Source organism: Streptomyces tyrfis, assembly GCF_037034285.1.
In the GTDB taxonomy this organism is placed as follows: domain Bacteria; phylum Actinomycetota; class Actinomycetes; order Streptomycetales; family Streptomycetaceae; genus Streptomyces.
This window is the reverse complement of record NZ_JBAGJZ010000015.1, coordinates 126165-137721: the sequence shown is the minus strand read 5'-3', so window position 1 is coordinate 137721 and position 11557 is coordinate 126165. Positions and strand designations below refer to the sequence as shown.

General features: G+C 73.3%; 10 protein-coding genes. 6 read left to right on the top strand and 4 right to left on the bottom strand.

The window, feature by feature from the left end; all coding sequences use genetic code 11:
- Position 1: 1 nt before the first annotated feature.
- Entirely contained in the window at positions 2-691 is a 690-nt protein-coding gene (locus tag WA762_RS14455; protein ID WP_335936038.1) for a lysoplasmalogenase, read from the bottom strand.
- The gene (locus WA762_RS14450) at positions 688-1629 is read right to left on the bottom strand and encodes a sterol desaturase family protein (RefSeq protein ID WP_335936037.1); all 942 of its coding nucleotides are present in this window, start codon (positions 1627-1629) and stop codon (positions 688-690) included. Before WA762_RS14450 ends, WA762_RS14455 begins: the two co-directional genes overlap by 4 nt.
- Positions 1630-1787: 158 nt before the next feature.
- On the opposite strand from WA762_RS14450, the gene WA762_RS14445 reads away from it, so the two are divergent.
- The gene (locus WA762_RS14445) at positions 1788-4877 is read left to right on the top strand and encodes an NACHT domain-containing protein (protein ID WP_335936086.1); all 3090 of its coding nucleotides are present in this window, start codon (positions 1788-1790) and stop codon (positions 4875-4877) included.
- Between the two features lie 22 nt (positions 4878-4899).
- Here the strand turns inward: WA762_RS14445 and WA762_RS14440 are convergent, their stop codons facing one another.
- The gene (locus WA762_RS14440) at positions 4900-5613 is read right to left on the bottom strand and encodes a VIT1/CCC1 transporter family protein (protein WP_335936036.1); all 714 of its coding nucleotides are present in this window, start codon (positions 5611-5613) and stop codon (positions 4900-4902) included.
- A gap of 195 nt (positions 5614-5808) precedes the next feature.
- Here WA762_RS14440 and WA762_RS14435 point away from each other — a divergent pair, with 195 nt between their 5' ends.
- The 5 genes from WA762_RS14435 to WA762_RS14415 all read left to right on the top strand — a co-directional run bounded on the left by WA762_RS14435 (position 5809) and on the right by WA762_RS14415 (position 10709).
- Entirely contained in the window at positions 5809-6807 is a 999-nt protein-coding gene (locus WA762_RS14435) for a DEDDh family exonuclease (protein WP_335936035.1), read from the top strand.
- Positions 6808-6870: 63 nt separating this feature from the next.
- Positions 6871-7104, top strand: coding sequence for a hypothetical protein (locus WA762_RS14430; RefSeq protein ID WP_335936034.1), 234 nt, complete (start codon positions 6871-6873; stop codon positions 7102-7104).
- A gap of 84 nt (positions 7105-7188) precedes the next feature.
- Positions 7189-8004 carry an SURF1 family cytochrome oxidase biogenesis protein gene (locus WA762_RS14425; protein ID WP_335936033.1) on the top strand — a complete coding sequence of 272 codons (816 nt, stop codon included), beginning with the start codon at positions 7189-7191 and terminating at the stop codon, positions 8002-8004.
- 144 nt (positions 8005-8148) lie between these two features.
- Positions 8149-9948: a glycoside hydrolase family 15 protein gene (locus WA762_RS14420; RefSeq protein ID WP_335936032.1), complete on the top strand. Its 1800-nt coding sequence runs from the start codon at positions 8149-8151 to the stop codon at positions 9946-9948.
- A 5-nt stretch (positions 9949-9953) separates the two neighbouring features.
- Positions 9954-10709, top strand: a complete 756-nt coding sequence (locus WA762_RS14415) for an SDR family oxidoreductase (RefSeq protein WP_335936031.1) — start codon at positions 9954-9956, stop codon at positions 10707-10709.
- Positions 10710-10969: 260 nt separating this feature from the next.
- Here WA762_RS14415 and amaP read toward each other — a convergent pair whose 3' ends face one another.
- Positions 10970-11548: an alkaline shock response membrane anchor protein AmaP gene (gene amaP / locus WA762_RS14410; RefSeq protein WP_335936085.1), complete on the bottom strand. Its 579-nt coding sequence runs from the start codon at positions 11546-11548 to the stop codon at positions 10970-10972.
- Positions 11549-11557: the final 9 nt, after the last annotated feature.

Genomic DNA, 11557 nt, shown 5'->3' with positions numbered 1-11557 from the left:
GTCAGGTCCGCGGGGCGTCCGCCGCGTGCACCCATGGGGCGCGCGGCCATGGATGCGTCCCGGGCGCCAGCGCCCCCGCCGTGAGCAGGAACTGCGCGGCGACATAGGTGAGCATGATCCAGAAGCCGTGGGCGGGCAGGCCCGGCCAGTCGGCGACCCCGGTGGCGATCAGCGTGTCGGAGAGCAGGAAGAGCGCCCCGCCGACGGCCGCGTACCGGCCGAGGACGCCCGCGCGGTACGCCATCGCCGCGAGCAGCAGGCTGTAGCCGGCCATCGGGATCCGCAGGTCGGCGGGGAGCCCGGGCCAGAGCAGCACGACGGCGACGACCAGGTACACGACATATCCCGCGGCGGCGAGCGGGGAGCTCCTGGCGCGTCCGAAAAGCCACAGGTAGCAGACGTGTCCGAGGCCGAAGGAGCTCATCCCGAGGAGGAAGGCGAGGTCGTCGCCCACCATCAGGAGCACATCGCCGCCCCAGCCGAACAGCAGCGCCGCGACGAGCAGCCGGGGGCCGCCCCGGGCCGCCGCGTACCCGGCCAGCAGCGGCATCAGCAGGGGTTTGGCGATGAGGCCGGGGCCCCGGACGCCGGTGAGCACGGCGATCAGGTCGACGGCGCAGACCACCAGGAAGGCGACGAGCAGGGATCGGGCGAGACGCGCGCGGCGGTCCGTGGCGGGGTCGGCGCTCATCGGGCACGCTCCTCGGTGCGAAGAGTTGTGGAGGCTGTGGGAGCTGTGGGAGCTGTGACGATTGCGGGGGTCGCGGGGGCCTGCGCCGCCTCGGCGGTGCGGGGCGCGGCCGGCTGCCAGCCCGGGCCGCGGAAGATCCGCCCGGTGCGCTCGCCCCAGCCGCTCGCCGTCCGCAGATCACGGGCGATGGCCGCGTACTCGTGGGTGGCGACCCGCAGCGGGTTGAACGTGTCGATGTTCTTGGTGAGGCCGAACACGGGCCGCACCGTCTCGGGGGTGAAGGTGCCGAAGAGCCGGTCCCAGAGGATCAGGATGCCGCCGAAGTTCCGGTCCAGGTAGCCGCCCTGCGAGGCGTGGTGCACCCGGTGGTGGGAGGGCGTGTTCAGCACGTACTCGAACGGCCGGGGCAGTCTGCCGACGCGTTCCGTGTGGACCCAGAACTGGTAGACGAGGTTCACCGACGAGCAGAACGCGAGCGCGGCCGGGTGGACGCCGCAGGCCACCAGCGGCACGTAGAACGGCCAGACGCTCCACGACGTCCACGGCTGGCGCAGCGCCGTGGTGAGGTTGAACTTCCGGCTGGAGTGGTGGACGACGTGGCAGGCCCAGAGGATCCGGACGACGTGATGGCCCCGATGGGACCAGTAGTAGAGGAAGTCCTGGGCCAGCAGCATCGGCGGGACGGTCCACCACAGCACGGGGACCCGCAGCGGCGTCAGTTCGTAGACCGCGGTGTAGATCGCGACGATGGGCACTTTCCACAGCAGGTCGAAGAACAGGCTGCCCAGCCCCATGGTGACGCTGGTGACCGCGTCCTTCGCCTCGTATCCCTCGGCGTCCTCGTCGGGGTGGAAGTGGTGGAGGGCCATCTCCAGAACGGTGAGCAGGAGGAAGGCCGGTATGGACCAGAGCACGACATCGGGCAGGTTCGACGGCATGCGAGCACCGTAGAGCCGCCGCTCTCCCAGGACCAGACGTTGTTACCAACAAGTATGCGAGACCTGGTGTCAGCAGTCTTTGGCGACTTCCGCCAACGCGGGCGTCGTACGATCCCTGGGAACGCAACCGCCTCGGGGGAGGAACAGCCGTGCAGGGTATGGAAGTTGCGGTGCTCCGGCTGGCCACGACGGTGGCCGGCGCGGTCGCCAGGTCGCTGCTGCGGCCGGGGACCGGCGCGGGCCTGGTCCCGGATCCGGTGCGTCCGCTCCCCCGCCCGGCGAAGCCGGACCGGCTGGCGAAGGTGCTCGGGAGCCGTCTGACGGAGTCGTACGCGGACCTCCCGGAGCACGAACGGCTGGCCGCCGTGGACGCGGTGCGGGACGCGTTCGAGGCGGCCGACGGGCTGACGGGCGACCGGCTGTTCGCCCTGGACCTGGACCCGGCGCGGCTGCGCGCCGAACTGCCGGGGCCCGCCGCGGGCCTCGCGGAGCGCGCGGCCGGCCTGTACGAGGAACTGCTCGGCCGGTGCTGCGAGCACATCGTCGAGCAGCTGACCGCCGAGCCGTCGTTCGCGGCGCGGGCGGCGGTGGAGCAGGTCCGATCGGCCGCGCGGACAAGGGAGTTGGTGGAGGAGGTCCGCGCCCGGACGGGTCCGCGCCCGGAGGCGGCGGCGCTGGACTTCGAGCGGCGGTACGCGGACTTCGTGGCCGCCGCGCACAGCCGGATGGGCCTGTTCGGGCTGACGCTGGGCCGGACGGCGGGCGAGTGGCCGCTGGAGACGGCCTACATCGGTCTGACGGTGAGTTCGCACCGCGCCCCCGGCCCGGAGTGGTGGGAGCTGCCCGCACCGGACCGGGTGACGGTCAGGGCGGAGCAGGCGCTCCTGGACACCGGCCGGCTGCTGCTGCGCGGTCCGGCGGGCTCCGGGAAGAGCACGCTGGTGCAGTGGCTGGCGCTCAACGCCGCGCGCCGCTCCTTCGCCGACGGGCTCGCGGACTGGAACCGCTGCGTGCCGTTCGTCCTGCGGCTGCGCGCCTTCACCTCGTACGGTTCCCTGCCCGTGCCGGACGACTTCCTGCGCGCGACCGGCGTCCCGCTGCACGGCGCGGCGCCGGCGGGCTGGGCGGACCGGCTGCTGTCCGAGGGCCGGGCGCTGGTCCTGGTGGACGGGGTGGACGAGGTGCCGACACGGCTGCGCAACCGCACCGAGCGCTGGCTCAAGGACCTGATCACGGCCTACCCGCGGGCCCGGTACGTGGTGACGACCCGGCCGTCCGCGGTCCCGGACGGCTGGCTGGAACAGCAGGAATTCGCCGCGTACTCCCTGCAGCCGATGGGGCGGAAGGACATCCGCGCCTTCATCCGGCACTGGCACGACGCGGCGCGGACGGAGTGCCGTTCCGAGGAGGAGCGGGCGGGGCTGGACACGTACGAGGACGCCCTGCGCCGGGCGGTCGGGGCGCGCCGGGACCTGGGCCGGCTGGCGACGAACCCGCTGATGTGCGCGCTGCTGTGCGCCCTCAACCGGGACCGCCGGATGCATCTGCCGCGCGCCCGCAAGGAGTTGTACGACGCGGCGCTGGACATGCTGCTGATCCGCCGGGACACCGAGCGGGAGATCGTGGGCGTGGAGGGCGTCGACCTGACCCGCGAGGAGCAGACGGCGCTGTTGCAGCGGCTGGCGTACTGGCTGATCCGCAACGGCCAGGTGGAGGCGGACCGCGCGCGGGCGGTGGCGATGGTCGAGGAGTGGCTGCGGGCGATGCCGCAGGTGCGGGGCACGGCGGAACAGGTGTTCTCGCATCTGCTGATCCGCAGCGGGCTGCTGCGCGAACCGGCGCCGGGCGCGGTGGACTTCGTGCACCGGACGTTCCTGGACTACCTGGGCGCCAAGGCCGCGGTGGAGGCCCGGGACTTCGGCGTGCTGGTGCGCAACGCGCACGACGACGGCTGGGACGACGTGGTGCAGATGGCGGTGGGGCACGCCCGGGCGGACGAACGGGCCGAGCTCCTGCGCGGGTTGCTGCGCCGCGCCGACCGGGAGCCCGGCCTCGGACACCGGCTGGTGCTGCTGGCGGCGGCGAGCCTGGCGCACGCCCCGGAGCTGGCCCCGGAGGTCCGGGAGGAGGTGGAGCGCCGGACCGGCGACCTGCTGCCGCCCGCGACGACCGAGGACGTCGAGGCGCTCGCCAAGGTGGGCGAGCTGGTGCTGGGGCTGCTGCCGGGACCGGACGAGGTGACCGAGCGCGAGGCGGCCGCGATCGTGCGGACGGCGGCGGAGATCAGGGGCGACGCCGCCTACGAGGTCGTCTGCCGGTTCAGGGACGATGACCGGCTCCTTGTGGCCGACGCCCTCTCCATGGCCTGGAGTTCCTTCGACGCGGAGACCTACGCACGCGAGGTCCTGGCGGGCCGGTCCTGGGACTCCGGGCCGTACCCCTACGCGGAGACCAAAGCCCAACTGACGGCGCTGCGCCACATCCCGACGTCCCGGGGAGTGCACGTCCAGGGAGACCACGAGGACTTCCCGGCCATCACTTCCAGGACGGACGTGGAACGGCTCTTCGTCTTTCAGAACCGGGCTCTCGGTGACCTGGGGCGGATCGCGGCCATGCCCCGGCTTCGCGACGTGGGGCTCAGTTCCTGCCCACGGATCACGGACCTCACCCCACTGGCCCGCCCCGGTCTGGAGCGGCTCTCTCTGGTCGAACTGCATCCGGAGCTCCAGCCGGGACCCATCGGTGAGATGCCCGATCTGCGGGAACTCTCACTGGGCCACCCGTTTCTTGTCGAAAGCATCGGCGAACTCCCCGTGTGCCACCGGGTCACCAGCCTGACGCTCTTGCCCCAGAGCCGGTACATGGGCCTTGAGGGGCTGGAGGGCTGGGCGGCTCTGCGTGCACTCGCTCTCTGGGGCAGCACTCATTTACGCCAGCTCACCAGTACGACACCGCTCGACGGCTTGGAATCGCTCACGCTGCATGGGCTGTCCCCGATCGACCTCCGTCTCCTGGCGCCGCTCACCGGGCTCCGCACTCTGGCCCTGCTAGGGTGCGACATTCCTGAGGGCCTGGCGCCCCTGCGCGAGCTGACCGGCCTCGCCTCGCTCGACCTGGCGGTGGTGAGCAATCCCGTCGACTTGTCCCCGTTGAGCGACCGGGACGAGCTGACCATCACCCTCTCGTACCGCACGCGGGCCATCGGCACCGAACTCTTCCCGCCCGAACGCATCGTCCGGCTCCCCTGATTCCGACGCCCCTGAAGCCCGCCTACACCCCCACCGCCCCCAGCAGACCCCCCGCCGCATAGGTGACCGCCATCGCCAGCGCGCCCCCGCCCATGTTCCTCAGCACCGCGGGCCACGGCGCCGCGTCGCCCAGGCGGGCGCTCCACCAGCCCGTCAGCGCCAGCGCCGCCAGCACCGAGAGCACGGTCACCAGCAGCCGCAGCGATGCCGGGGGCAGCACGATCGCCAGCAGCGGGAGCAACGCGCCCACGGTGAACGCCAGGAAGCTCGCGCCCGCCGCGTGCCACGGGTTCGTCAGCTCGTCCGGGTTGATGCCGAGTTCCACCTCCGCGTGGGCGCGCAGCGCGTCGCGGGCGGTGAGCTGGAGGGCGGCCTCGCGGGCGACCTCGTGGCTCAGCCCCTTGTCCTCCAACAGGCCGGTGAGTTCGACCAGTTCCGCCTCGGGGGCCTGCGCGAGCTCGCATTTCTCGGTGGCCAGCGCGGCTCGTTCCGAGTCGCGCTGGGTGGAGACCGAGACGTACTCGCCCGCCGCCATCGACATGGAACCGGCCAGCAGCCCGGCCAGACCGGCGGTGAGCAGGGTGCCCCGGTCGCCGGTGGCGCCGGCCACCCCGACCACCAGTCCCGCGGTGGAGACGACGCCGTCGTTGGCGCCGAGGACGGCGGCGCGCAGCCAGTTCAGCCGCGCGCCGATTCCGTCGCCGTGCGGTTCGTCATGCATCCGGATGTCCGTCATCGGGGGATGGTCTCACCCCGTCCGGTCCCGGGCGCGCACCCTCCTCGGCCCGCCGCCGCGAAACTCCCCGCCCGCCGACGGGAGACGGCCGGAGCGCCCCGGGGAGTCGGCCGGAACGCCCGGGAGCGGAGACGGCCGGAACGCCCGTGGGGGACGGCCGGAATAGGAGACTGTCAGTCGCGGCCCGTATTCTCTGTGACCATGCTCGACGACCGTCAGACCGCAGCGCCGTGGCCGGCCGCGTACCCCCGGGGGTACGCGGTCGTCGACGTGGAGACCACCGGACTCGCCCGCGACGACCGGATAGTCTCCGCCGCCGTCTACCGTCTGGACGCGAGAGGCGACGTGGAGGACCACTGGTACACCCTGGTCAACCCGCAGCGCGATCCCGGGCCGGTCTGGATCCACGGGCTGACCAGCGAGGTCCTCGAAGGCGCCCCGCTCTTCCCGGAGATCGCCGCCGAGCTGTCCGAACGCCTCGCGGGCCGGGTGCTCGTCGCGCACAACGCCGCGTTCGACTGGTCGATGCTGGCCCGGGAGTACGCCCGGGCCTCGGTCACCGCACCCGTCGAGCAGCGGCTGTGCACCATCGCGCTCTCCAAGGAACTGCGGCTGCCGCTGCCCAACCACAAGCTGGAGTCGCTGGCCGCGCACTTCGGGGTCGTGCAGCAGCGCGCCCACCACGCGCTGGACGACGCCCGGGTGCTGGCCGAGGCGTTCCGGCCGAGCCTGCACGCGGCGGCGCGGGACGAGGTGCGGCTGCCGTTGCTGGAGTGCCGGCCGCTGACCGAGTGGTCGGACTCCCCGGTCGCCCCGCGGATCGGCTACCAGCCCTCGTACGGGCGGGGCAGTTGGCGTCCCTCGCGCAAGCGCCCGCCGTGCCCGTACCCCAACCCCGGACGGTACGAGAAGGACAAACCTCTCATGCAGGGCATGCGGGTGGCGTTCTCCGGGGACACCTCCATAGACCGCGAGCTGCTGGAGGACCGCGCCGTGGAGGCCGGACTGCACGTGGCGACCAGCGTCTCCCGGCTGACCAGCCTGCTCGTCACCAACGATCCGGACGCGGCCACGTCGAAGACGGTGAAGGCGAAGTCGTTCGGCACCCCGATCCTGGACGAGAGCGCGTTCACCCATCTGCTGCGGGACGTGGCCCCGGCGACGTCCCGGGCGGCCGCGCCGTCATCGGAGTGAACCAGGACGACTCGCCCGCCCGCCGCCCGCCCGTGGCCGCCGCCGCGTCCGACCCTGTGGCGCATGGCACGTTGCGAGGTATGCGGAAACGACTACGGCATGTCCTTCGAGGTGCACGCGCAGGGCGCGGTGCACGTCTTCGACTGCTTCTCCTGCGCCATCCACCGCATGGCGCCGATCTGTGAGCACTGCCGGGTCCAGATCATCGGGCAGGGCGTCGAGGTCGACGGGCACTGGTACTGCGGCGGCCACTGCGCCCGCGCCGAGGGGAGGGTGGGCATCATCGACAAGGTCTGACCACCGGCCGCCGTCGGCCCTCCCCGTCCCCTGCTCCCCGACCCCTGCGCACCGCACCCCATGACGCGGTTGTACCGTCATGGGGTGTACCGCTTCCTGTTGACCCGGCAGTGGCTGCTCCTCGCCCTGCTCGTCCTCGTCCTGATCCCCACGATGGTCGAGCTGGGCTTCTGGCAGCTCCACCGGCATGAGCACAGGGTCGCGCAGAACGCCCTGATCTCCCGCAACCTGAGGGCGGACCCGGTGCCGGTCGCGTCGCTGACCTCGCCGGGGCACACGGTTCCGCGGTCCGACTACTGGCGCACGGTCTCGGCCACCGGCGTCTATGACACCGCGCACGAGGTGGTCGTGCGCCGCAGGACCTCCAACGACGACCGGGTCGGCGTCCACGTGCTGACCCCGTTCGATCTCAAGGGCGGCGGGACGGTCCTGGTCGACCGGGGCTGGGTGCCCTCCGCCGAGAGCCAGCGCGCCTTCCCGCGTGTCCCTCCCCCGCCCTCGGGCGAGGTGACCGTCACCGGGCGGCTCAAGGCCGACGAGACGACCGGCAGCAGCGGCATCAAGGACATCTCGGACCTGCCCGACCGCCAGGTGATGCTGATCAACAGCGGCCAGGAGTCCGAGCGGCTGTCCCGGCCGGTGTTCGGCGGCTACATCGAGCAGACCGCGCCCGAGCCGTCCGGCGGCTCACCGGAACTGATCGCGGCGCCCGACGACGGCTCGATCGGCCCGCACATGGCGTACGCCGTGCAGTGGTGGCTGTTCGCCGCCGCCGTCCCGGTCGGTTACGTGGTCCTCGCCCGCAGGGAGAAGCGCGACCGGGAGCAGGCCGCGGCCGCCGAGACCGCCGAGGAGCCGTCGGCCGCCGAGCCGGAGCGGCCGGAGCCCGCCCCGGCCTGACCCGGCGCGCCCGGCCGGGGCCCGGCCCCCGGCGGCCCGCGTGACCGGAGGGCCGGGCCCGGGCCGGACCGGCCCGGGGCCGCGGAGCGTCGCCCGTGGGGCGGGGCTGCTTAACCGGGCCCATGTTCGGGAACACGCCAGAACGTGACCCCACGCATCGAGGACTACGCCCTGATCGGCGATCTGCAGACGGCCGCCCTGGTCGGCAGGAACGGTTCCGTCGACTGGCTCTGTCTGCCCCGCTTCGACTCGGGGGCCTGCTTCTCGGCCCTGCTCGGCGACGAGGAGAACGGCCACTGGCGGATCGCGCCGACGGGCGCCGAAGCCTGCACCCGGCGCGGCTACGCGGGTGACTCCCTCGTCCTGGAGACGTTCTGGGAGACCCGCACCGGCACGGTCAAGGTCACCGACTTCATGCCGCACCGCGACCAGCAGCCCGAGGTCATGCGGATCATCGAGGGCGTCAGCGGCACGGTCGAGATGAGTTCGGTGATCCGGCTGCGCTTCGACTTCGGGTCGATCGTGCCGTGGATGCGCCGCTCGGAGGGCCAGCGGGTGGCGGTCGCCGGCCCGGACTCGGTCTGGCTGCGCAGCGAACCGCCGGTCAAGACGTGGGGCCAGCAGTTCTCCACGTGCTCGTCGTTCACCGTCGGCGCGGGCGAGAAGGTCGCCTTCGTCCTGACCTGGCACCCCTCGCACTCGCCCCGCCCCGAACCCGTCGACCCGTTCCGGGCGCTGCGGACCACCCTGTCCGACTGGACCGAGTGGTCCGCGCGGTGCCGGTACCAGGGCCCGTACCGGGAGGCGGTGATCCGCTCGCTGATCACCCTGAAGGCGCTCACCTACGGGCCGACCGGCGGGATCGTGGCGGCCCCCACCACCTCGCTCCCGGAGGAGATCGGCGGCGTACGGAACTGGGACTACCGCTTCTGCTGGCTGCGGGACTCCACGCTGACCCTCGGCGCGCTGATCTCGGCCGGGTATCTGGAGGAGGCCGTCGCCTGGCGGGACTGGCTGCTGCGGGCGGTCGCCGGGGACCCGGCGGACCTCCAGATCATGTACGGCCTGTCGGGTGAACGCCGGCTGCCCGAGACGGAGCTGCCGTGGCTGCGCGGGTACGAGAACTCCGCCCCGGTCCGGGCCGGGAACGCCGCGGTCGGCCAGCGCCAACTCGATGTGTACGGGGAGGTCATCGACTCGCTGCGGCTCGGCCGCGAGGCCGGTCTCGAAGACAAGCCGCACGCCTGGAACCTCCAGCTGAGCCTGCTCGGCTTCCTGGAGTCCACTTGGCGGGAGCCGGACGAGGGGCTGTGGGAGATCCGCGGCCAGCGCCGCCACTTCGTGCACTCCAAGATCATGGCCTGGGTCGCCGCCGACCGCGCCGTGCGCGCCCTGGAGAGGAACCCGGCGCTGGCCGGTGACGCGAACCGGTGGCGGGCCATGCGGGACACCGTGCACCGGGAGGTGTGCGAGAAGGGGTTCGACCCGGTCCGCAACACCTTCACGCAGTCCTACGGCTCGCGGAACCTGGACGCCGCGACGCTGCTGATCCCCCGGACCGGCTTCCTGCCGCCGGACGACCCGCGGGTGATCGGCACGGTCGACGCGGTCCGGGCGGAGCTGGGCAGCGACTGCCTGGTCCGCCGCTACAGCACGGACGGCCCGTCGATCGACGGGCTGCCCGGCAGCGAGGGGGCGTTCCTGGCGTGTTCGTTCTGGCTGGCCGACGCCCTGAAGCTGACCGGGCGCGGGGCGGAGGCCCGGGACCTCTTCGAGCGGCTGCTGAAGCTGCGCAACGACGTGGGGCTGCTCTCCGAGGAGTACGACACCCTCGCGTCCCGGCAGGTCGGCAACTTCCCGCAGGCGTTCAGCCACATCGGGCTGGTGGGCACCGCGATGGCACTGGCCGGTGAGGACACGTTGGAGGCCGGCACGGCAGGATAGGGCCCATGGATCTGGGACTGAAGGACCGTGTGTACATCGTCACCGGGGCGAGCCGGGGGCTGGGCAACGCGACGGCGCGTGCGCTGGCCGGGGACGGCGCCCGGGTGATCATCACCGGTCGGGACGAGAAGCGCGTCGAGGCGGCCGCCGCCGAACTGGGACCGGACGCGGTCGGACTGGCCGCGGACAACGCCGACCCCGCCGCCGCCCAGCGCCTGGTCGACACCGCCCTGGAGCGGTTCGGGCGGCTGGACGGCATTCTCATCAGCGTCGGCGGTCCGGCGCCCGGGCTGCTCGCCGACAACACCGACGAGCAGTGGCAGTCGGCGTTCGAGTCGGTGTTCCTGGGCGCGGTGCGGCTCGCCCGGGCCGCGGCGGCGTCCCTCGGCGAGGGCGGCGTCATCGGTTTCGTGCTCTCCGGCTCGGTACACGAGCCGATCGCCGGGCTGACGATCTCCAACGGGCTGCGCCCCGGCCTGGCCGGTTTCGCCAAGTCCCTGGCCGACGAACTCGGGCCCCGGGGCATCCGGGTGGTGGGCGTGCTGCCGGGCCGGATCGACACCGACCGGATCCGTGAACTGGACGCGCTGTCCGGCGACGCCGAGGCCAGCCGCGCCGCCAACGGGGCGGGCATCCCGCTGCGCCGGTACGGCACCGCGGAGGAGTTCGGCCGGACCGCGGCGTTCCTGCTGTCCCCCGCGGCGTCCTATGTGACGGGCGTCATGCTGCCGGTCGACGGCGGCTCCCGGCACGGTTTCTGAACGGCGGGGCTCTCCCCGGCTTCCGTACGACGGGGACTGTCCCGGCTTCCGTACGGCGGGAGTGCCCCCGCTTCCGTACGACGCGGACTCCCCCGGTTTCCGTAGGGCGGGAATGCCCCGGTTCCCCCACGGCCGGGACTCCCTGCCACCGCGGTCTCCGTGCGTACGTCGGGAATCCCGGGCCCCGGTGGCCGGGCCGCTGCGGCCCGGCCGCCGGGGCCCGGGATTCCCGGAGGGGGGCCGACGCCGGTGGCGCGGCGTCAGCTCACCCTTTCCGCAGGGTGCCCGACCGCCCCCAGCCGCACCTCGGCCGGCAGGGCGGCCAGCCCGGCGGAATCCCGCGCGTGGGCCAGCGCCTCGTCGGTGAGCCGGCCCAGCGCCGCGTCCGGTGTGGCGTGCGGTTCCAGCAGCAGCCGTACCGCCGCGTGCGGCGCGCCGCGGCGGCCGGTCAGGACGACCCGGGCGCGGGCCACCCCGTCCAGGGACTCCGCCTCGTCGGCGACCGCCGCCTCCAGGGCCCGGCCCCTCACCACCGCCCCCTCGCCGTCGCCGCTGTCCACCAGCACCTCGGTCAGGCGGGGCCGGCGCGCCTGGGCCAGCAGCCACCACAGGGCGAGGACGACCACGGCGGCGAGGGCCGCGAGCACCGCCGGCCACCACCAGCCCCGGTCGCGCCAGCGGACCCGGTCGGCCGCGCCGAGCAGCACATCGCTTCCGCCGTGCCAGGGCCACCAGGACGGCACGGCCAGGCCGAGCCCCGCGGCGAGCACCGCGCCGCCGCCGCAGATCAGCGCGAGTCCGGCCAGACCGAGCAGTGCCCGGTTGACGGTCCTCAGCAGCGGGTTCAC

Coding starts and splice junctions, on each gene's coding strand:
- WA762_RS14455 (WP_335936038.1), bottom strand. CDS start 691: ATGAGCGCCGACCCCGCCACGGACCGCCGCGCGCGTCTCGCCCGATCC.
- WA762_RS14450 (WP_335936037.1), bottom strand. CDS start 1,629: ATGCCGTCGAACCTGCCCGATGTCGTGCTCTGGTCCATACCGGCCTTC.
- WA762_RS14445 (WP_335936086.1), top strand. CDS start 1,788: ATGGAAGTTGCGGTGCTCCGGCTGGCCACGACGGTGGCCGGCGCGGTC.
- WA762_RS14440 (WP_335936036.1), bottom strand. CDS start 5,613: ATGACGGACATCCGGATGCATGACGAACCGCACGGCGACGGAATCGGC.
- WA762_RS14430 (WP_335936034.1), top strand. CDS start 6,871: ATGGCACGTTGCGAGGTATGCGGAAACGACTACGGCATGTCCTTCGAG.
- WA762_RS14415 (WP_335936031.1), top strand. CDS start 9,954: ATGGATCTGGGACTGAAGGACCGTGTGTACATCGTCACCGGGGCGAGC.